Here is a 20347-nt window from a genome sequence, read left to right as displayed (position 1 = left end):
AACCGCGCCCACCAGGACCGCGCCCACCAGAGTCAGGCCACCAAGAGGGCCGCGACGCGGTCAGCCGCCCAGGAAGCCGAGGATGTCGCGGTCGCCGCGCTCCCGCAGCCGGGTCAGCACCTCGTCGCGCGTCGCCGTGTCGGGCAGCCCGACGCGGGCCCCGATCAGCCGCAGCCCCTCCGCCTCGGAGGTCACCGGCGCCGTGTAGCCGATGAGGTAGAGCGCCCGGTTGAGCGGCGGCATCGCCACCGGCGCGGCCGGAAGGTAGCGCGTCAGCAGCTCACCCCCGTCGGACACGGTCAGGAAGACGTGGTCGCCCTCGCCGGCCTTGAAGTCGGCCAGCACGTTGCGGATCGACCCCATGGTGGGCTGGTTGTGCCAGCTCACCACCACGTCCCCGGACGGCGTCGAGGCGGTGAGCTGCCCGCCGGGCGCCATGCCGAGGTAGGCCGCGAACCCGGTCGGCAGCGGCGAGCCCGACCCGCGCAGGTGCTCGGCGTTGACGTCCACCCGGTGCCACCACCGCCCGTCGCGGCTGCGGAAGCTGCGCCGCGTCAGCGAGACGTCCTTGCGCGGCTGGTACGGCTCGGCGGTCCCGCCGGCCGGGGACGTGCCCGCCACCCGGATCCACCCGCGCTGGGTCCGCTCGAACCCGGGACCGCCCGAGTAGGCCCGCACCGAACTCTCGCTGACGTCGTAGCGTGAGGTGAGGTTGGTGACGATGGTGCTGACGGACGCCTCGCCGCCGGCCCGCTCGATCTCGCGGGCGATCATCTCCCGGATGCCGAGGTACTCGTCGCCGCCCCACCTGGTCAGCCCGTACTTGTTGCGGTCGACCCGCAGGAACCGGTCGTCGGCGGTGAGCTGGTTGCGGATGCCGACGAGGCTGTAGTCCTCGCCGATGCGCTCCTGGATCTCCTCGGGCGACAGCGGCTTGCCGGCGACGGCCAGCACGGCCTCGGCCTTCTCGTTGATGCTGCGCGGCCACGGCACGACGTGCTGCTCCAGCACGCGCAGCTGCGGAACGGACTTGATCCACCGCTCGGCGACGTCCTCGCGCACGCCGAGCTGGGCGACCATGGTGACGGCCTCGGCGAGCGGGCGCGGCCCGTCGGTGAAGAGCTGCCGCGTCTTCTCCCGCAGCTCCTCGGCGCCGCCCGCGACGAGCCAGCCCTCGGCCTGCTCGTAGCCGGTCAGCAGGGTGCGGACGAACCTCCATGCGGGCATGCCGAGCGTGCGCAGCTCCGCGCGGTGCCACGGCACGGCCGCGGCGAGGTCGTCGGACGGCACGGCGGAGCCCAGCCGGCCGCGCAGCCAGGTGACGTGCGCGACGAGCGGCACCGCGTCGGGCCCGCCGAGCCACGCCTCCACGTGGTCGCGCAGGTCGCGCTCGATCTGCCTGATGCGCTCCCGGGTGACCGAGAAACGCTGCGCCAGCTCGTCGAGGGTGACCCGCTGGGCCGCGTACAGCCGGTCGCGGGCGATGGCCCGCTGCCGGTCGTCGAGGGCCCGGAAGAGGGCGTCGATGAGGTCGGGCAGCGGCTTGTCGCGCCGGGCGGGCGCCGCCGGGGCGTCGGCGACGGGTTCGAGCAGCCGCTCGAACACGCCGCCGAACAGCTTCTGCACCACGTCCTTGCCCAGCATCTCCGGCGTGCGCTCGGCCTCGGCCGGGTCGGAGAAGCGCAGCAGCGGCAGGATGTCGCCGAGGATCAGGTGGCCCCAGCAGGCCACGGCGAGGTCGGCGAGGTGGCCGGCGACGGCCTGGGTGCCGATGACGGCGCAGGCGCGATCGAGCGGGATCGCCTGCCACCACGCCTCGGGCAGCTGGGGATCTTCCGCGATGGGCGCGACCTGACCAGGAGAGGTCCAGCGCACGGGTGGCGCGAGGTCGCTCAGGCTGAGATTCATTCGGGTCCAACCAACCGGCAATGGGAAGATATCCGCAGTTCAGACTATGTGCTCAGAACGACAGAAAAGGGCTGCCTCTTCCGGAGTGCGAGATGTAAAGGATCGACCTGGCCCGGGTACAGGCCACGTACAGCATGCCGCGTTCGCGCTGCAACGCGCGGGCCCTCGCCGCGGGATCGTCGGGCGGCGTCTCGGGCACCACGCCCTCGGCCACGCCGATGACCGCCACCCGCTCGAACTCCAGCCCCTTCAGGCCCTGGAACGTCGACACCCGCACGTCCCGGTCACCGAGCGCCCGCCGGGCCGCCCGCACCAGGGCGGGGGTACGGGCGGCCACCGCGATCTCGCCGGGCGGCACGCCCTCCTCCAGCCAGGCGCGGACCGTGGCGGCCAGGCCCGCGAGCTCCGCCTCCGGCGACTCGTACGCCAGGACCACCGGCCGCTCGCCGGCCCGCGCCGCGCGCAGCCCGTACAACGGGGACATGCCCTTGACCAGGCCGTCCACCGGGCCGCCGCCCCGCAGGCGCACCGCGAACGACAGCACCTCCTGCGGCAGCCGGTAGGAGACCCGCAGCGTGCGCTGCTCGGCGGGGATGCCGAGCGCGCCGAGCGCCACCCGCGTGTCGATCACCCGCTGGTGCGGGTCGCCGACGACGAACAGGTCGTCGTGCGTGTGCGGCGCCGCCGCCCGCAGCAGCCGCCACTGCGCCGGGCTGAAGTCCTGCGCGTCGTCCACGACGATGTGACGGTACGGCTTGCGTCCCGGATCCACGTCGTCGAGCAGGTCGCCCGTCGTCAGCGACAACAGCCGGAGCGCCTCGTCGGTCAGCTCGGCCAGCGAGCGCGCCCCCGGCCCCATGAGCGCGGGGCGGCGGCCCTCGGCGTCGCTGACGATCCGCATGGCCAGCCGCTCGGGGTTGCCCACCTCGACCCGCTTGCGCACGGCCTCGTCGTCGATGAGCGTGTCCAGCCGGGCCGACAGGTCCTCGCCCTGGCTCTGGGAGAACGTCACCAGCAGCACCGGACCCTTGCCCCCGGCGGCCAGATGTGCGGCCCGGTGCAGCGCCACGAGCGTCTTGCCGGTGCCCGGGCCGCCGACGACCAGCACCGGCTGCTCGTAGCGGCGGGCGCGGGCCAGCCGGTGCTGCGGCGGGCGCAGGAACGTGCACCACTCCGGCGCGCCCAGCACCCGGTCCAGCTCCACCTTGTCGGCGACGAACGCCGCCCGATCCGGGCTGCGGCGCAGCGCCGCGTACAGGTCCTCGGTGTCGATCTGGCGCGGCTCCTCGTCCACGGCGCGCCAGCCGTCGAGCTCCCGCCACGCCTCCGACAGCGACCCGCCGCGGGCCAGCGCCGACAGGGGGGCGTGCTGGGTGGGCGGCAGGAAGGGTTCGAGCGCCTCCACGTCCGCCTCGGTCGTGATCAGCCGGACCAGGGGCAGGGCCCGCACGTCGATGCCGAGCGCGAGCAGGTCGCCGTCGCAGATCGGGTCGAACAGCCGGTTGGCGCCCGCCGATCTGCGCAGCGCCGGCTCCACGCGTTCGAGCGCGTCGGCGTCCCACTCCTCGACCACGCCCAGGACCGGGTTGATCCCGTACCGGTGCCGGCGCGCGTGCGACCAGGCCTCCGCGTCGGGCAGCACCGTGCGCAGCCAGTACACGTCCCGCTGCCGCACCACGACCCCGCGATGGCCCTCGCCCAGGCGCAGTGTCGCCACCCGGGCGTCGCGGGCGCCGCGCACCCGCTCGGGGTGCGGGCCGCCCGCCACGTTCAGCAGGAAGCGGCGTAACGCGACCACGGCGTCCCTGCGCACCGGCTGTGCCAGTGCGCTGAGCCGCCCGGGGAGCCCGGGGCCGATCGCGAGCCGCGGCACGGCGCCTCAGTCCAGCAGGGCGAGCAGGTCGCGGTCGCCGCGCTCGCGCAGCCGGTTCAGCAGGTCCGGCAGGGCCACGGGGCCCGTCAGGCCGATCCGGGTGGCGATCACCCGGGCGGCCTGGTCGCGCGTGCCGCCCGGAGCGGTGTAGCCGACCAGGCGGAGCGCCTTGGTGATCTTCTCGGCGCCCTGCGCGGCGACCGGCAGGTGCCTGGCCCGCAGCACGCCCTCGTCCGACAGCGTGAGGAACAGGTGACCGCCCTCCTTCGCGCCGACGTCCACCAGCAGCCGCTCCACCGACTCCATCACCGGCCTGCCGTGCCAGGTCATCGTCAGCTCGCCCGCCGCGCTGCGCACCGTGCGCGTCTCGCCGGGCGAGAGCCCCAGGTAGGCGGCGAACCCGGTCGGCAGCGCGCACTCCCCGCCGGCGAGCTGCTCCGCCGTCACGTCCACGCGCAGCCACCACCTGCCGTCCGGCTGGCGGAAGCAGCGCCGCGTCTGGGAGACGTCCTTCAGCGGCTGGTACGGCTTGCCGATCTGCTGCTCGCCGCCCCGGGGGACGTCGTGCTGCCCGGGCACGGGCCGGACGTCCGCGGGCTCCTCGTCGGCGTGGTGCTCGTCGGCGTGCTGCTCGGCGGGGGCGGCGCTCGCGTGGTGCTCCCCGGAGCCGCCGTTGCTCTGCCCGGGCGCCGGTGCGGCCGGGGTGAACGCCTGGAACATGGACGGTCCCGCCTTACCCGGCGGAGCGGCCGAGCCGCCGTCGGCGGCGGGCCCCCGCGCGGGCCGGGCCGGCAAGGTGGCCAGCACGAACTGCCAGGCCGGCACCTCCAGCGCCTTGATCTCCTTGGTGTGCCAGGAAGCGGCGCCGATCAGCCGCTCGCGCGGCGCCGCCGGGCCGATCGTCCTGCGCAGCTCGTCCAGATGCGCCCGGTACGGGGCCGCCTCGTCGCTGCCCAGCCACCGGTCCAGGCGGGCGCGCAGCTCGGCCTCGGTCTCGGTGATCTCGGTGGGCGGGACGGCGAACAGCTTGGCGAGCTGGTCCACGGCGGACGGCTCGTCGGTGAACACCCGGTTCTGCGCGACGGCCCAGCTCTTGTCGTCGAGCCCGGCGAACGCCGCCTCGATCAGGTCGGACAGGTCACGCGCGGCCTGGGCGGCCTGGGCGGCCTGGACGGCCTGGGCGGCCTCGGGGCCGCCGTCCGCGGCCTCCTCCTCGTCGTCCTGAGTGTCCTCGCCGCGGGATTCCTCGGCCGCCTCGGCGTCCTCGACTTCTTCGGCGTCTTCGGGAGCGGCCTCTTCGGGAGCGGCGTCTTCTGGGGCGGCGTCCTCGACCTGCTCGGCCTCCGCGTGCTCGTCGTCGGCCTGCGCGACCTCGGCATGCCGGGCCTCCGCGTCGTCAGCCCCCGCGTCGTCAGCCCCCGCGTCGTCGGTCTCCGCGGCCTCCGCACGCCCGGCTTCCGCGTCCTCGGCGTCCTCGGCCTCGCCCTGACCAGGCGCGGCGTGCTCGGCGTGCTCGGCGTGCTCAGGCTCGGCGTCCTCCGGGGCGGCCGGACCGGCCTCGGCGTGCTCGGCCTCGACGCCGGCCCGCGCGGCCTCGTCCGCGACCGGCTCGGCAGCGCCACCCTCGCCCGCCAGCGGCTCGGAGAGGCCGTCCGCGGCCTCGGCGCCGTCCGGCTCGCCCGCCTTGTGCGCCGCCTCCGCCTCCGGCCGCTTCACGGCCTCCGGCTCGGACAGCTTCACGGCCTCCGGCTCACCGGCTTCGGAGACCTCCACCCGTTCCGGCCCATGAACCGAGGCGGCCACGGGCGCGGCGGCCACGGGCAACGCGGCGGGCGCCTCGACCGCGCGGGCGGACGGGACCGGAGGGCCCGACGGCACGGGGGACAGCCGGGCGAACACCGCCGAGAACAGCGTCCCCAGCACGGCGCGCGCCTGGATGAACGGCTGGTCCACCAGCTCCCGGCCGGTCAGGGCGAGCAGCCCCGCCCACGAGCCGGCCCGGTCGAGCGCGATCGCGACGTGCGGCTCGTCCGCCTCCTCGGGATCGAGCACGTGCAACGCCGGCAGGACGTCGCCCACGGCGGCGGCGGGCCACTGCTCCAGCGTGATCTCCGTGAGCAGCTCTCCCAGCGCCTCCGGCCCGATGACCGCGAGGACGCCGGGCAGCGGCAGGCTGCGCCACCAGGCGTCCGGAAGGTCCGGCTGCCCGGTGAGCAGCGTGATCGTGGACGCGTCGCTCCACCTCAACGGTGGTACGAGGTCGCTCAGGCTGAAGTTCATCCCGTTCCGTTCACCGGCCCCTCACGCCGCCGTGTCGTCGCAAGGTTCGTCAAACTCATCAAAACGTGCGTATCGCGGTGTGGGCACGGTCTCGCCGCCCCACGAACAGACCATAGTCCGGCAAAACAGCCCTACGCATCATGGACTACGCATCAGCGCCGGACAGCGGCGAAGCGCAGACGCACGTAATCCGCCATCCAGCCGGTCTCCCTGCGCAGAGCGGGAGCGGCCAGCTCGTTGACCCGCCTCAACAGGGGAGCGACGACCTCCGGGGGCAGTCCCTCGATGACCGAGGAGGCGAACATCCGCACCCAGTCGGCGGCCCCGCCGGGGCACTCGTCGAGAGGGGTGGGGCGGTCGAAGTACTCCAGCAGCCGCACCACGAAGCCCTCCTGCTCCAGGCGGCGGGCGTACTCGGCGGGTGTGGGGAAGTACCAGGGCAGGTCGGGCTCGCGCAGCCCGTACTCCCGCCAGGCCGTCAGCATGGCGGCGGTCAGCTCGGCGCAGTTGCCGGCCCCGCCCATCTCGGCGACGAACCGGCCGCCGGGGACCAGGGCCTCACGGACGTTGGCGATCACGGTGGCGGGGTCGCGGCTCATCCAGTGGAGCGCGGCGTTGGAGAAGACGGCGTCGTAGGCCTGGACGACGGTGAAGTCGTGGCCGTCGCCGACGATGAAGTCGATGCCGGGGTGCTGGGCGAGCGCCTTCTCGATCATGGCGGGGGAGCCGTCGATGCCGAGCACCTCGGCGCCGCGCGAGGCGATCTGGGCGGTCAGGACGCCGGTGCCGCAGCCCAGGTCCAGCACGCGCTCCCCGGGCCGCGGATCCAGCAGGTCGACCAGGGGAGCGCCCTGGGTGGAGACATAGCCGAAACTGCCGTCGTAGGCGCGACTGCTCCACCGCTCCAAGCTCGGTGTGTCATATCGCAAGACGATCAGCTCACATTCTCAGACATCGGGCCCCCGTGGCCGTGCTGTCCGTTCACTTTAGAGGCTGAGCGTCGCTATGACATACCAAGTCACATCGGTCTCACCGGACGCTCTTTGTCCATTCTCTCTTTAGATAGGACTTTCCAGCGTCCGTTTGAGGGATCGTGAGGAGAACCGGCGGTCCGGGCGGGACGGGCAGCTTGGCGCCCTGCTGGGTGTCCAGCTTGCCGCGCATGAGCATCGCCTCCGCGCGGGCCGGCCGGGCGTACCCGCGCAGCAGCAGGTTCTGGCCCTCGTCGGAGAAGAGGAACTCCTCCCACAGCCGGGCCGCCGCGGGATGCGGCGCGTTCTTGTAGATCGCCTGCACATGGTAGGAGCCGAGCGGCGCGTCCTTCGGGATGACCACCTTCCACCCGTCGGGGTGCTGCGCGGCGCGGCGGGCGTTGACGTGGTCCCAGGTCACGATCACGTTCGCCTTGGCCGGATCGGTGAGCCGCCCGGCCCGCCCGAGCTTGCCGAACAGCTCCACCCCGCGCCGGAGGTGCGGCGTGCCGCGCTCCAGCGAGGCCGCCATGACGCCGTCGAAGGCCGCCTCCGAGCGCAGCGGGTCGCCGTCGAGCGCGACCGTGTAGCCCGGCTTGCCGAGGTCCGTGAATGAGGTGGGCGCGGGCACGCGCGGGTCGTAGCCGATCGACATGTACGACCCGTAGGCGGCGTACCAGGTGCCGGACGGGTCCTTGACGTCGTCCGGCACGTCCTGCCAGCCCACCACCCGGTACGGGGCGAACCGGGCGGCGTGGGCGACCGCGACGTCCAGGGTGAGGTCGAACACGTCGGGCCTGAGCTGCCCGGCCGCCTGGATCTGCCGGGCGCTGCTGGCGTTCGGCTCGATCTCGTTCACCTTGACGCCGTACTTCTCGGTGAAGGTGGCGATGAGCCCGCCGTAGTTCATCCAGTCGTGGGGCAGCCCGATCACGTTGAGGGAGCCCTCCTGGCGGGCCGCCGCCGCGAGCCGGTCCATGTCGCCGAAGCCCTCTTTCAGGGAGAGGGCCCGCACGTTCACCGGCGGGAGCGGTTTGGACGGCGTGCTGGTGGTGGACGACGCGCCGCACCCGGCGCTGACGAGGATGGCTGCCGCAGCGGCACAGATACGTACGGTCACACGGCGATACTCGCCGTTACGGACGCCCAGGTCGAGGAGGCGCGGCCGGTACGACACGGGCCGCCACCAGGCTCTCCTCAGGGATTTCCACGATCGTGCCGTCCCTTTTACGCACCCGCAACACGCCGTGCTCCCAGGACTCCAACACGCCGACCGCGTCGCTGAACCCGCCGGGAACCCGCCTGCGCGTGGTGATACGGGCGCCCACGTCGGCGCTTGTGACGGTGATCACGAGACGAGCGGCCATGACTTTGCCACCCTCCGTTTCGGCCAGCCGACAAGCACGGCAATACTAGGGCCTAGCAAACCGCGGTCAGATTCAGCCATGTGGCGGAGAAGAAGGAGCTCGAGGTGACCTACGTCATCGCGCAGCCTTGCGTGGACGTCCTGGACAAGGCGTGCATCGAGGAGTGCCCCGTCGACTGCATCTACGAGGGCGAGCGCATGTTGTACATCCACCCGGACGAGTGCGTGGACTGCGGCGCGTGCGAGCCGGTGTGCCCCGTCGAGGCCATCTTCTATGAGGACGACCTTCCTGAGCAGTGGAAGGACTTCTACAAGGCCAACGTCGACTTCTTCGAGGACCTGGGCTCGCCCGGCGGCGCCTCGAAGGTCGGCAAGATCGAGAAGGACCACCCGGTCGTCGCGGCGCTGCCCCCGCAGGGCGAGGACCACTAGCCGCCCGTACGTCGCGGGCCGCCTGCCAGGCCGCCCGGCGCGGCGGTCTGCGCCGGTTCCGTGACGCGCTGGTTGCGTGACGCGCCGGTTTTGTGACGTGCTGGTTCCGTGACGCGCCCGCCGTCCCGCGGCGCACCACCGAGACCTGGAGTTCCGTGAACAACCTGCCCGACTTTCCCTGGGACAAGCTGGAGCCCTACAAGGAGCGTGCCCGCGCCCATCCCGACGGGGTCGTCGACCTGTCGATCGGCACCCCGGTCGACTCGGTGCCCCAGGCGGTCCAGGACGCGCTGGCCGGAGCCTCCGACAGTCCCGGTTATCCGCTGACCCACGGCACCGCGCCGCTGCGCGAGGCCGCGGCCGGGTGGTTGCGGCGCAGGCACGAGGTCACGGTGGACCAGCGCGACGTGCTGCCGCTGATCGGGTCCAAGGAGTTCGTCGCCTGGTTGCCGACCTATCTCGGTGCCAAGCGGGTGGTGCTGCCCGAGCTGGCCTACCCCACGTACGACGTGGGCGCGCGGCTGGCCGGCGCCTCGGCGGTGGCCTCCGACGGCCTGCTCGCGCTCGGCCCCGAGCGCCCCGACCTGGTGTGGATCAACTCGCCGGGCAACCCCACGGGCCGGGTGCTGCCACCCGAGCACCTGCGCAAGGTGGTCGCCTGGGCCCGCGAGCGCGGCACGATCGTGGCCTCCGACGAGTGCTACATCGAGCTGGGCTGGGAGGAGCGTCCGGTCTCCATCCTGCACCCCGACGTCTGCGGCGGCTCCCACGAGGGGCTGCTCGCCGTCCACTCGCTCTCCAAGCGGTCCAACCTGGCCGGCTACCGAGCGGGTTTCGTCACGGGTGACCCGGCGCTGGTCGCGCGCCTGCTGGAGATCCGCAAGCACGCAGGCATGATCATGCCGGCTCCGGTGCAGGCGGCGATGGCCGCCGCGCTGGCCGACGACGGGCACGCCGACGAGCAGCGCCGGCTCTACGCCTCCCGGCGCGCGCGGCTGCGTCCCGCGCTGGAAGCGGCGGGCTGGCGCATCGACCACTCGACAGCCGGCCTCTACTTGTGGGCGTCGAACGGAGAAAAGTCGTGGGATCAGGTAGGCAAGCTCGCCGAAATCGGTATTTTGGTCGCGCCGGGTGAATTCTATGGATCGGCTGGTACGCAGCACATCCGCGTCGCGGTGACCGCCACCGACGAGCGCATCGATGCGGCGGTACGCCGCCTCCAGTAGGATCCCGACACGGCCCGCCACCCCCGGCGGGCACGCACACCTTAATAAGGGCGTTCGCCGAGACAGACCGCGAGTGGAGCGAGCTGATCTATGAGCATGACCTCCATGGTCGTACTCGGGCTGAGCATCGCCACCGTCCTCCTGCTGCTGGGGGCCTTCCTGGCCACCCTGCGCCAGGACAGGAAGGGCCGCACGGCCGAGCCGCCGGTCGAGGTCGCTCCCCTCGAGACCCCGTTGCCGGCGCCCGTGGGCGTGGTGGGGTATGCCGGGTCCGACTACGCCGACCCCCGCACGCTCAAAGTCGGTGACGGCATCGAGGTCCACGGCTCGCCGGCGCGCGTGCTGGGCGCCATGTACATCTCATGGCAGGGCCAGGAGTGGACCGAGTTCCTGTTGCGCGACACCGCACGCCGCCGGCAGTGGCTGTCGGTCGAGACGCGTCAGGGCGACCCGCCGCACCTCGAGGTGTTCATGTGGACCGAGGTGCCCACCCAGGGCATGGTTCCGGCCAAGAGCATGCTCATCATGGAGGGCGTCGAGTTCTTCCCCATCGAGCGCGGCACCGCGGCCTTCCGCAGCGAGGGCGACACCGGCCTCCCGGAGCGCGGCCTGCTCGACTTCGCCGACTACCGCGCCTCCGACGGCAGGCTGCTGTCGTTCGAGCGCATCCAGGGCGGCTCGTGGACCGCCAGCTACGCCAACCCGCTGGCCCCCGGCTCCATCGCCGTCGTCAGCCGCGCCCCCTGAGCCGGCCCCGGGGTTAGGACAGCTCCACCCGGGCGTCGCCCGACTTGTCGCCGGCCGTCCAGCCCTCCACCTTCATGTCGTTCTTCCACACCGCGCCGCTGAACCCGACGCGGCTCAGCCCGTACTTCTGCGCGTACGCCACGGACCAGGCGGCGATCAGCCACCCCCGGCGCGTGCTCGTGACCTCCGAGGCGCCGAGGGCCCGCGCGAGCTGGCGGCGCGCCTCGGCGGTCCTGGCCTTGGGCGGCGCCGTCTGGCCCTTCGCCGGCGGGTACCAGCAGTGGACGGAGCGCGGCACCCGGCCGGTGAACGCGGCGGCGAGGATCTTGGCGTCCTCCTCGTGCGGGGCGTAGGCGTAGCCGCCCGCCGAGCGCTGCACCTCCTGGGCGGCCTCGGCCAGCGGTATCTTCCGGTAGTTCTTGACCTTGACCAGCGCTGCGAAGAACCGGTTGGTCGCGTAGACCGGGTCCATGAGCTGCTTCTTCCTGCCCCAGCCCTGCGACTCGCGCTGCTGGAACACCCCGACCGAGTCGCGGTCGCCGTAGTCGAGGTTCTTGAGCTTGGACTCCTGGAGCGCCGTGGCGTACGCGATCACCACGGCCCGTTCGGGCAGCCGGCGGCGCGCCGCGACGGCGGCGATGGTGGCCGCGATCTGCGCCTGCTCGATGTCGAGCTCCAGGGCGGCGGTGGGAGTGCGCACGAAGCAGTACGCCTCGGGGACCGCGAGCGGCTGGGGGACCTTCTTGAGCAAGGTGTACAGGCCCACGGAGATCGCCACCGCGAGCACGACGACGATCGCGGCGATCGTGATGACACCGCGGGAGAAGCGGACGCGCACTCTGGAAAACCTACCCGGCCGGATAAGCTCCGTGGCCATGAGTGACCAGAGCACGCCGTCCCCGATACCTCCGGCGGTCGACGACCTGTGGGAGCGGCGCGCCGAGCTGTCGCCCCGCGACACGGAGGCGCGCGCCACCGTGGTGAACGCGATCGACCTGCTCGACACCGGCAAGGCCCGGGTGGCCGAGCTGTCGGACGGCGAGGTGGTCGTGGACGAGCGGGCCCGGCGGGCGATCCTGCTCGCCTTCAAAGTGCTCGGCATGGCCCGGACCCAGGTGGGTGACTTCCAGCACAACGACCGGGTACCGCTGAAGACCACGTTCGACGGGGTCCGCGTGGTGCCGGGCGCCATCGCCCGCTGGGGGTCGTACATGGCGCCCGGCGTGGTGCTGATGCCGTCGTTCGTCAACATCGGCGCGTACGTCGGCGGCGGCACGATGGTCGACACCTGGGCCACGGTCGGATCGTGCGCATATATCGGTGCGAACGTGCACCTGTCGGGCGGCGTGGGCATCGGCGGCGTGCTGGAGCCGCCCGGAGCGCTCCCGGTGGTCGTGGAGGACGACGCGCTGGTCGGCAGCCGCGCGATGATCGTCGAGGGCGCCCGGGTGGGGCGCGGCGCGGTCATCGGGGCGGGCGCCATCCTGTCGGCGTCCATGCCGGTGATAGACGTGGAGACAGGGGAGGAGCTGGCGCGCGGCCGGGTGCCCGACTGGTGCGTGGCCGTCGGCGGCACCCGCCAGAAGGAGTTCCCCGGCGGCACGTTCGGCCTGCCGTGCGTGCTGGTGATCAAGCGGCTGGAGCCGGGGCAGCGGCACGACAAGGCGGCGCTCAACGAGACGCTGCGCGAGCACGGGGTGAACACGTGATGCTGGACCTGACCCAGGACGTCCGCGACCTGACCGCGGCGATCGTCGACATCGAGTCGGTGAGCGGTGACGAGCGCGCGCTGGCCGACGCGGTGGAGCGGGCGCTCGGCGCGCTGCCGCACCTGAAGGTCGAGCGGTCCGGCGAGACGGTCGTCGCCCGCACCTCGCTCGGACGCGGCGAGCGGGTGCTGATCGCCGGGCACCTCGACACGGTGCCCGTCCACGGCAACCTGCCGAGCCGCGTCGAGGGCGACCTCCTCTACGGCTGCGGCACCTCCGACATGAAGGCGGGCGTCGCCGTCGCGCTGAAGCTCGCCGCGGCCCTCCCGGCGCCCAACCGCGACGTCACGTACGTCTTCTACGACTGCGAGGAGGTCGAGGCCGAGCGCAACGGCCTCAACCGGATCGCCCGTGACCACGCCGACTGGCTGGCCGCCGACTTCGCGGTGCTCATGGAGCCGACCGACGGGGTGATCGAGGGCGGCTGCCAGGGCACGCTGCGGGCCGAGATCCTGGTCAGGGGCAAGCGCGCGCACAGCGCCCGGTCCTGGTTCGGGGCCAACGCCATCCACGGCATCGAACCCGTGCTGGCCCGCCTGAACTCCTACCAGGCCCGGCGGCCGGTGGTCGACGGGCTGGAGTACCACGAGGGCCTCAACGCCGTGGGCGTGCGCGGCGGGGTCGCGGGCAACGTCATCCCCGACGCGTGCGTGGTCACGGTCAACTACCGGTTCGCGCCCGACCTCACCGAGGATCAGGCGCGGGCGCACGTGCGCGAGGTCTTCGACGGCTTCGAGGTGGACTTCACCGACGGCGCCCCCGCCGCCCGGCCGGGCCTGACGCATCCGGTGGCGGCCGCCTTCGCCGCGGCGGTGGGCGGCGAGCCGCGGGCCAAGCTGGGGTGGACGGACGTGGCGCGGTTCTCGGCGCTGGGTGTCCCCGCCGTCAACTACGGTCCCGGCGACCCCAACCTGGCGCACCAGCAGGGGGAGTACGTCGCCCTGTCCAAGATCGTGGAGAGCGAGCGGGCGATGCTCGCCTGGCTGTCGGCCTGACGCCCGGGGCCCGCGGAAGACCCCGGAACGTGAAAGTGGCTTTCCTCGCCGGCCATTTGGCGGGGAAAGCCACTTTCAGTCCCGAGCAGCACCCTCGGCAGTTAGACGCAAGGGGGTCGAAATCCGGTTCCCTACTTTTTTCATGATTTTTTGCCGCTCCTCAGACCGCCGTTGACCTGCTATTTTGCTGGAACGGCCCGACCGTGGGCCGTTCACGGCCCGGCCCACGGGGAGGTGAGCCGGCGCCGGAGGAGACGTCCCCGGGTTCAGGGGCACCGAAGGAGGGCTAGCGTGATCCGCATGGACACGACGCGTCGCGAGCGCCGCCAGGGCCAAGCCGTGGTCCGTGGCAAGCTCGTCCCCGAATCCACCCATGACCAGCGCCTGCTCGACCGGCAGGGCCCCGCCGACTGGGTCCACATGGATCCGTGGCGGGTGCTGCGGATCCAGGCGGAGTTCGTCGAGGGTTTCGGCCAGCTCGCCGAGCTGCCCCCGGCCGTCACGGTCTTCGGCTCGGCCCGCACCCCCGCCGACTCGCCCGAGTACGCCATGGGCCGCGCGCTCGGCCGGGCCATCGCCGAGGCCGGCTACGCCGTCATCACGGGCGGCGGGCCGGGCGTGATGGAGTCGGCCAACCGCGGCGCCACCGAGGTCGACGGCGCCGTCTCGGTGGGTCTCGGCATCGAGCTGCCGTTCGAGCAGAGCATGAACGACTACGTGGACCTCGGCATCGAGTTCCGCTACTTCTTCGTGCGCAAGACCATGTTCGTGAAGTACTCGTGCGGCTTCATCGCCCTGCCCGGCGGCTTCGGCACGCTGGACGAGCTGTTCGAGGCGCTCACGCTGGTGCAGACGCACAAGGTCACCTCGTTCCCGGTCGTGCTCATGGGGTCGGAGTTCTGGGGCGGCCTCCTCGACTGGATCAAGAGCACGCTCCTGGGCACCGGCAAGATCGCCGAGCAGGACCTCGACCTGATCAAGATCACCGACGACGTGGACGAGGCCGTGCGGATCATCGTGGACGCCGACCGGGCGCGTTCCCGGCAGCGCGAGGAGGAACTGCAGGCGGTCGCGAGCCAGACCGCGGAGCCACAGTAACCCCCATAAGCTGACATGTCGTGAATGTTTGCGTGTTCTGTGCCTCCAGTCAGAAGATCGACCCCAAATACGTGGAGCTGGCGACGAACGTCGGCACCGAGCTGGCCAGGCGCGGTCACACCCTGGTCAGCGGCGGCGCCACCGTCTCCTGCATGGGCGCCGTCACCGCCGCCGCCCGGGCGGCGGGCGGACGCACGGTCGGCGTGATCCCCCAGGTGCTGGTGGACGTCGAGATCGCCGACCGCGACTCCGACGAGCTGATCGTCACCCCCGGCATGCGCGAGCGCAAGGCCGCCATGGACGAGCGGTCCGACGCCTTCCTCGTGCTGCCGGGCGGCATCGGCACGCTGGAGGAGCTGTTCGAGATCTGGACGGCGCGGGTCCTCGGCATCCACGACCGGCCGCTGGTCGTCCTCGACCCGTGGGGGCTGTACGCCTCGCTGCGCGGGCTCGTGGAGCACATGTACGACGAGGGGTTCACCCGGGCGAACGTCTTCGACGCCATCGCGTGGACGACGACGGTGGAGGAGGCCCTCGACCACGTCGAAGGCCGCGCCCGCCCGGTGCGCCCCACGGCCGAGGAACTGGGCGAGGCCACCGGCTGAGGCCGTCCGCCCGGCACCCCGGGCTCAGGCCAGGGCGCGCCGGGCCAGGGCCGGGGGCCGGCGGCCGGCCAGCGACTCGGTCATCTCCAGCGCCTGGCGTACCGGCTCGATGTGTTCGGTGACGAACACACTCGCGCCGTGCCAGCGGTAGACGGCAGCGGCGGCCAGCGCCGCGTCGAGCGGCGCGGGCAGCGTGACCAGCACGGTCGCGCCCGCACGCGCCAGCGCGGCGGCCTCGGCGGGCGAGCCCGCGGCCGTCCAGGAGGGGTCCGGAGGCGCACCGGGTGGGACAACTGCGGGACTCATGTCTCGATGGTATGAGTACGATGCCCATGTGCTGGTCATTCTCGCCATCGCCGCGCTCGCGATCCTGGCCTGCGTGGTGCTGGTCTCCCTCGGTAGGGGCGGTGAGCTGACCGAGTTCCCGCCGGACGTGCCGCCCCTCGACCTGCCCGAGGCCGGGCGGCTCACGGCGGTCGACTTCATGGCGCTGCAGCTACCGGTCAACATCGTCGGCTATCACACGCAGAGCGTCGACGAGACCCTGCGCAGGGCCGCCAGCGCGATCAGCGCGCGCGACACCCGCATCGCGGTGCTGGAGCAGCGGGTCTCGGAGCTGATGTCGAGCCGCCTGCACGCGCGCCAGGAGCTGTACGCGTCGCCGGGCGGCGGCCCCCGCACCGACCACGAGCCCGAGGGGCCGGCCGAGCTGCCCAGCCTCCCCGAGGATGGCGACCCGCTAGTCACGCCGCCCGCCCTCGCCCCGGCGCGGGCCGCCTTCACCGACGGCGTTCCCGAGCCGCCGCAGCATGACTCCGAGCCGGAGCAGGAGGCCGAGCGCGAGCCTGAGGCCGAGGCGGAGCAAGAGCCCGAGGCGAAGGACGAGCCGGCGAAGGGCGACGACGGCGAGAAGGACGTGAAGGACGAGCCGGCGAAGGACGACGACGGCGAGAAGGACGTGAAGGACGACGCCGACGTGAAGGACGACGCCGACGTGAAGGACGACGCCGACGTGAAGGACGACGCCGACGTGAAGGACGACGCCGACGTGAAGGACGACGCCGACGGGCGGACGGTGCGGGCGGCGGCGGGCAAGGACGGGGACGAGCGCGCGTGACCGACGTGATCCGGTGCACCTGGCCGGGCCTGGCCGACCCCCTCTACACCGCCTACCACGACGACGAGTGGGGCCGTCCCGTCCGCGGTGACGACATGGTGTTCGAGCGGGTGGCGCTGGAGGCGTTCCAGTCCGGGCTGTCCTGGCTGACGATCCTGCGCAAGCGGGAGAACTTCCGCGCCGCCTTCGACCGCTTCTCCATCCCGAAGGTGGCCGCCTACACCGAGCAGGACGTCGAACGGCTGCTCGGCGACGCCGGGATCGTCCGCAACCGCGCCAAGATCGAGGCCGTGGTGAACAACGCCCGCGTCGCGCTCGACCTGCCCGGCGGCCTGTCCGAGCTGGTGTGGCGCCACGCCGACCCCGATGCCCCGGTGCCGGCGTCGATGGCCGACGTGCCCGCCGTCACGCCCGGCTCGAAGGCGCTGGCCAAGGAGCTGAAGCGGCACGGCTTCCGGTTCGTCGGGCCGACCACCGCGTACGCGCTCATGCAGGCGATCGGCCTGGTCAACGACCACATCGAGGGGTGCGTGGCGCGCACCCGGGCGAGCGCGCTCAGCGACCGCTGAACGTCGGGCGCTCCTTGGCCAGGAAGGCCCGGGTGGCGTCGCGATGGTCCTGGGTGGCGGCGCACTCGTCCTGCAGGACGGCCTCCATCTCCAGCGCCTCCGGCAGGGAACGCGTGGCGGCGTAGACCAGGGCCCGCTTGGTGGCCGCGTACGCGAGCGTGGGCCCCTGCGCGAGCCGTACGGCGAGCTCGGCGGCGGTCTTGAGCATGTCGTCCGGCGGCACCACCCGCGTGACCAGGCCCAGCTCCAGTGCCCGCGCCGCGTCGAGCGGCTCGCCGAGCAGCATGAGCTCGGCGGCCCGCCCGGCGCCGACGAGGCGCTGCAGCGTCCACGACGCGCCCGAGTCGGGCGCGAGGCCGATGCCGGAGAACGCGAGCGCGAACTTGGCCTTCTCCGAGGCCACCCGCAGGTCGCAGGCGAAGGCGAGCGAGGCGCCCGCGCCCGCCGCGACCCCGTTGACGGCGGCCACCACCGGCTTGGGCATGGTGGTGATGAGCTCGACCATCGGGTTGTAGTGCTCGCGCACGGTCCCGGCGAGCCCGCGTCCCGCCTCCAGGTTGTCGGCGTGCTCGCGCAGGTCCTGTCCGGCGCAGAAGGCCCGGCCGGAGCCGGTCAGCAGCACCGCCCGCGCCCCGTCGTCGCCGGCCGCGCGGCGCAGCGCCTCCAGCAGGGCCGTCTTCACCTCGGCGGTCAGCGAGTTCATCGCCTCCGGCCGGTCGAGCGTGATGGTGGCGACGGCGTCGGTCACGTCATAGCGGATCACGGCAGCTCCCTGTCGACGAACGCGGCGGCTGAGGGCAGCAGGCGGGCGGCCTCCTGCTCGAAGTACGCTCTGGCCCGCTCACCGGGCCAGGCGGGCGGCAGCAGCTCGGGTGGCAGGCCGGGGTCGCGGAAGAGGAAGTTGCGCCACCCGTGCACGAGCCTGCTCCTCGTCGCGAACACCTGGTCGTCCGGCGCCCCGCCCGGCAGCGCCCCGACCAGCGTGACAGCCTCCGACAGCCACCGCTCGTACGCCTCGCCGATGGCCGCCAGATCCCAGGCCCGCGCGACCAGCTCGCAGGGGTCGCCCTCCAGCGCCGAGTCGAACCTGTCGGCCCGCAGCCCCTCGCTCACCAGCAGGTGGTCCACCTCGCGGGAGGAGCGCGGCCCGACCCAGGTCGTCTCCGACAGCGGCGCGTAGCCGAGAAACGCGAGAACGGCCTTGACCCGCTCTCTACGCGGCCGATCCTTCACCGGTTCCAAAACGATCAGATGCCACCGGCCGTGCCAGGACGGCGTTCCCACTCGGTAAATTCTCGACGCGGCGTCGTCCAGTCTTCTGACGCACTTGGGCGTGAGCCCGTAGCCGGCCCCCTGAGGCAATCTGACGGGCTCCAGCCAGCCCTGCCTGACCATGCGCGAAACAGCGGTGCGCACGGCCGGAGCAGCGATCTCCAGCGGCTTCATGAGGCGCACGAGAGCCGCCACGGAGGCCCGTCCGCCGCGTGGGCGCAGGTGGTCCCCATAGAGGTCGAACAGGGCAGCTCGTGCGTGCACGCTGTCCAGTTTGGACGTCTTCGCCACCGTCGACAACGCATTCTGGGAGGAGATCGTTACCCATGAGCGCTCGCGATGCGGGAGAATAGGACATCACAGAAGACGTGAATACCGCCCTCCCTGGCGGGCGGACTAAAATCGCGGGCCGCGGGAGCCCAAGGCAGGAAGGGATGCACGCATGGCGGCGATGAAGCCGCGGACCGGCGATGGTCCGCTCGAGGTCACCAAGGAAGGGCGAGGCATTGTCATGCGGGTCCCTCTGGAAGGTGGTGGCCGGCTCGTCGTGGAGATTTCCGCGGACGAGGCCAAGGCGCTCGGCGAGGCGCTGAAGAACGTCGTCGGCTGAGAGCTCCCGAGACAGACCTGTCCCGCGGCCCTGGCGTATCCGCGCGCCAGGGTCGCTGACGTTCGAGGAGAATGTTCCGTGCCCATTGAGACCACTGCATCGGTGGTCGCCGGCGTCCCCGACGGCGCCGAGCTGCTGGCCGTCCCCTACACGCCCGAGCTGGCGCCCGCCGTCGAGCTCGACCTGCCGGTGCCCCTGCCCGGCCTGCTGGCCCACTACGAGGCCAAGGGGGAGGCCGGCGAGATCATCGAGGTCCCCGTGGCGCGGGAGGGCGGCGTCGGGCGCGTGCTGCTGTACGGCGTCGGCGACGGCTCGCCGAAGGCCCTGCGCAAGGCGGCGGCCGGGCTGACGCGCAGGGTCAAGGGCCGCGAGGAGCTGACCGTGGTGGTGCCCGAGGGCGACGCAGCCGCGTTCGCGGAGGCCGCCCTGCTCGCCGCCTACTCCTTCCGCATCGGCGCCCCGGGCAAGGCGCCCGTGCGCGCGCTGCGGTTCGCCTCCGCCGACGAGCAGGCCGTACGGCGGGGCGAGAGCGTCGCCCAGGCCGTGGCGCTGGCCCGTGACCTGGCCAACACGCCGGCGTCGGTCAAGACGCCCGTCTGGCTGGCCGAGCGCGCCGCCGAGCAGGGCGTGCCCGTGCGGGTGTGGGACGAGGAGCAGCTCCAGGCGGCCGGGTTCGGCGGCATTCTCGCGGTCGGCCGCGGCTCGGCCAACCCCCCTCGCCTCATCCAGCTCTCCTACGTTCCTGAGGGCCCCGTCGAGCGCCACGTGGTGCTCGTGGGCAAGGGCATCACGTTCGACTCGGGCGGCCTGTCGCTCAAGCCGACCGAGAACATGAAGACGCAGAAGACCGACATGGCGGGCGGCGCCGTGGTGATCGCCGTCGTCGGGGCGCTGGCCCGGATGGGCGCCCCGGTCCGCGTCACCGGACTGGTCGCCGCGGCCGAGAACATGCCGTCCGGTACCGCCCAGCGGCCCAGCGACGTCATCACCCACTACGGCGGGCGCACGGTCGAGGTGCTCAACACCGACGCCGAGGGCCGGCTCGTGCTGGCCGACGCGCTCGCCTACGCCGACGCCGAGCTCGACCCCGACGCGGTGGTCGACATCGCCACGCTGACGGGCGCCATCAGCGTCGCCCTGGGCCGCAACGTCGGCGCCGTCTACTCCACCGACGACGACCTCGCCAAGGCGCTCCTCGCGGCCGCGCGCGACAGCGACGACAGGCTGTGGCGGATGCCGCTCATCGACGAGTACGCGCCCGCACTGGACTCGCCGATCGCCGACCTGGCCAACGTGGAGAGCGGGTCCACCTACGGCGCCGGGTCCATCACGGCGGCGCTGTTCCTGCGTGAGTTCGCGGGCAAGCGGCCGTGGGCGCACCTCGACATCGCGGGGGTGGGGCGCAGCACGGTGGACGACGGCATCCTGACCAAGGGCGCCACGGGGTTCGGGGTGCGGGTCCTGCTGGAGTGGCTGACCCGCGGGTGACCGCTCGTCGCGTGACCGCGC

The 20347-nt window shown here is 72.7% G+C and carries 20 protein-coding genes; 11 read left to right on the top strand and 9 right to left on the bottom strand.

Annotated elements, in window-relative coordinates; genetic code table 11:
* Positions 1–60 precede the first annotated feature (60 nt).
* The 5 genes from AB0H81_RS03060 to AB0H81_RS03040 all read right to left on the bottom strand — a co-directional run bounded on the left by AB0H81_RS03060 (position 61) and on the right by AB0H81_RS03040 (position 8152).
* The gene (locus AB0H81_RS03060; protein ID WP_358368388.1) at positions 61–1908 is read right to left on the bottom strand and encodes a sigma factor-like helix-turn-helix DNA-binding protein; all 1848 of its coding nucleotides are present in this window, start codon (positions 1906–1908) and stop codon (positions 61–63) included.
* 52 nt (positions 1909–1960) lie between these two features.
* Positions 1961–3781 (bottom strand): UvrD-helicase domain-containing protein, encoded by a 1821-nt coding sequence (locus AB0H81_RS03055; protein WP_358368385.1) that lies wholly within the window; start codon positions 3779–3781, stop codon positions 1961–1963.
* 6 nt (positions 3782–3787) lie between these two features.
* Entirely contained in the window at positions 3788–6061 is a 2274-nt protein-coding gene (locus AB0H81_RS03050; protein WP_358368383.1) for a hypothetical protein, read from the bottom strand.
* Between the two features lie 152 nt (positions 6062–6213).
* Positions 6214–6990, bottom strand: coding sequence for a class I SAM-dependent methyltransferase (locus tag AB0H81_RS03045; protein ID WP_358368380.1), 777 nt, complete (start codon positions 6988–6990; stop codon positions 6214–6216).
* Between the two features lie 100 nt (positions 6991–7090).
* Positions 7091–8152, bottom strand: coding sequence for an ABC transporter substrate-binding protein (locus AB0H81_RS03040; RefSeq protein ID WP_358368379.1), 1062 nt, complete (start codon positions 8150–8152; stop codon positions 7091–7093).
* Between the two features lie 351 nt (positions 8153–8503).
* Here AB0H81_RS03040 and fdxA point away from each other — a divergent pair, with 351 nt between their 5' ends.
* The 3 genes from fdxA (at position 8504) to AB0H81_RS03025 (ending at position 10803) form a co-directional block, all read left to right on the top strand.
* Positions 8504–8830, top strand: a complete 327-nt coding sequence (gene fdxA / locus AB0H81_RS03035; protein ID WP_106240826.1) for a ferredoxin — start codon at positions 8504–8506, stop codon at positions 8828–8830.
* Positions 8831–8985: 155 nt separating this feature from the next.
* Positions 8986–10056, top strand: a complete 1071-nt coding sequence (dapC, locus tag AB0H81_RS03030; protein ID WP_358368377.1) for a succinyldiaminopimelate transaminase — start codon at positions 8986–8988, stop codon at positions 10054–10056.
* Positions 10057–10146: 90 nt separating this feature from the next.
* On the top strand, positions 10147–10803 hold the full coding sequence (locus AB0H81_RS03025) for a DUF4178 domain-containing protein (RefSeq protein WP_358368375.1): 657 nt from the start codon (positions 10147–10149) through the stop codon (positions 10801–10803).
* A 13-nt stretch (positions 10804–10816) separates the two neighbouring features.
* Here AB0H81_RS03025 and AB0H81_RS03020 read toward each other — a convergent pair whose 3' ends face one another.
* Positions 10817–11641 carry a hypothetical protein gene (locus tag AB0H81_RS03020; protein WP_358368373.1) on the bottom strand — a complete coding sequence of 275 codons (825 nt, stop codon included), beginning with the start codon at positions 11639–11641 and terminating at the stop codon, positions 10817–10819.
* A 37-nt stretch (positions 11642–11678) separates the two neighbouring features.
* On the opposite strand from AB0H81_RS03020, the gene AB0H81_RS03015 reads away from it, so the two are divergent.
* From AB0H81_RS03015 to AB0H81_RS03000, 4 genes are all read left to right on the top strand, one after another.
* The gene (locus tag AB0H81_RS03015) at positions 11679–12512 is read left to right on the top strand and encodes a 2,3,4,5-tetrahydropyridine-2,6-dicarboxylate N-succinyltransferase (protein WP_358368370.1); all 834 of its coding nucleotides are present in this window, start codon (positions 11679–11681) and stop codon (positions 12510–12512) included.
* Positions 12512–13567, top strand: coding sequence for a succinyl-diaminopimelate desuccinylase (gene dapE, locus AB0H81_RS03010; protein ID WP_358368485.1), 1056 nt, complete (start codon positions 12512–12514; stop codon positions 13565–13567). The genes AB0H81_RS03015 and dapE overlap by 1 nt, the downstream gene beginning before the upstream one ends.
* Positions 13568–13867: 300 nt before the next feature.
* The gene (locus tag AB0H81_RS03005; RefSeq protein ID WP_358368368.1) at positions 13868–14665 is read left to right on the top strand and encodes a TIGR00730 family Rossman fold protein; all 798 of its coding nucleotides are present in this window, start codon (positions 13868–13870) and stop codon (positions 14663–14665) included.
* A gap of 20 nt (positions 14666–14685) precedes the next feature.
* Positions 14686–15270 carry a TIGR00730 family Rossman fold protein gene (locus AB0H81_RS03000; protein ID WP_358368366.1) on the top strand — a complete coding sequence of 195 codons (585 nt, stop codon included), beginning with the start codon at positions 14686–14688 and terminating at the stop codon, positions 15268–15270.
* 24 nt (positions 15271–15294) lie between these two features.
* Here AB0H81_RS03000 and AB0H81_RS02995 read toward each other — a convergent pair whose 3' ends face one another.
* The gene (locus AB0H81_RS02995; RefSeq protein WP_358368364.1) at positions 15295–15576 is read right to left on the bottom strand and encodes a hypothetical protein; all 282 of its coding nucleotides are present in this window, start codon (positions 15574–15576) and stop codon (positions 15295–15297) included.
* 28 nt (positions 15577–15604) lie between these two features.
* Between AB0H81_RS02995 and AB0H81_RS02990 the strand changes: the two genes are divergently transcribed.
* Both AB0H81_RS02990 and AB0H81_RS02985 read left to right on the top strand, forming a co-directional pair.
* On the top strand, positions 15605–16387 hold the full coding sequence (locus AB0H81_RS02990) for a hypothetical protein (RefSeq protein ID WP_358368362.1): 783 nt from the start codon (positions 15605–15607) through the stop codon (positions 16385–16387).
* Positions 16384–16956 carry a DNA-3-methyladenine glycosylase I gene (locus tag AB0H81_RS02985; RefSeq protein WP_358368360.1) on the top strand — a complete coding sequence of 191 codons (573 nt, stop codon included), beginning with the start codon at positions 16384–16386 and terminating at the stop codon, positions 16954–16956. Before AB0H81_RS02990 ends, AB0H81_RS02985 begins: the two co-directional genes overlap by 4 nt.
* Here the strand turns inward: AB0H81_RS02985 and AB0H81_RS02980 are convergent.
* The gene (locus AB0H81_RS02980; protein WP_358368357.1) at positions 16943–17719 is read right to left on the bottom strand and encodes an enoyl-CoA hydratase-related protein; all 777 of its coding nucleotides are present in this window, start codon (positions 17717–17719) and stop codon (positions 16943–16945) included. The two genes, AB0H81_RS02985 and AB0H81_RS02980, sit on opposite strands and share 14 nt — an antisense overlap.
* Positions 17716–18492, bottom strand: a complete 777-nt coding sequence (locus AB0H81_RS02975) for a PaaX family transcriptional regulator C-terminal domain-containing protein (RefSeq protein ID WP_358368354.1) — start codon at positions 18490–18492, stop codon at positions 17716–17718. The genes AB0H81_RS02980 and AB0H81_RS02975 overlap by 4 nt, the downstream gene beginning before the upstream one ends.
* Positions 18493–18670: 178 nt before the next feature.
* Between AB0H81_RS02975 and AB0H81_RS02970 the strand changes: the two genes are divergently transcribed.
* Positions 18671–18838 carry a DUF3117 domain-containing protein gene (locus tag AB0H81_RS02970; RefSeq protein WP_020545024.1) on the top strand — a complete coding sequence of 56 codons (168 nt, stop codon included), beginning with the start codon at positions 18671–18673 and terminating at the stop codon, positions 18836–18838.
* Positions 18839–18916: 78 nt separating this feature from the next.
* Positions 18917–20326, top strand: a complete 1410-nt coding sequence (locus tag AB0H81_RS02965) for a leucyl aminopeptidase (protein ID WP_358368352.1) — start codon at positions 18917–18919, stop codon at positions 20324–20326.
* Positions 20327–20347: the final 21 nt, after the last annotated feature.

It is taken from the genome of Nonomuraea sp. NPDC050691 (genome assembly GCF_040654455.1).
In the GTDB taxonomy this organism is placed as follows: domain Bacteria; phylum Actinomycetota; class Actinomycetes; order Streptosporangiales; family Streptosporangiaceae; genus Nonomuraea.
This window is presented reverse-complemented; position numbering and strand designations above follow the sequence as displayed.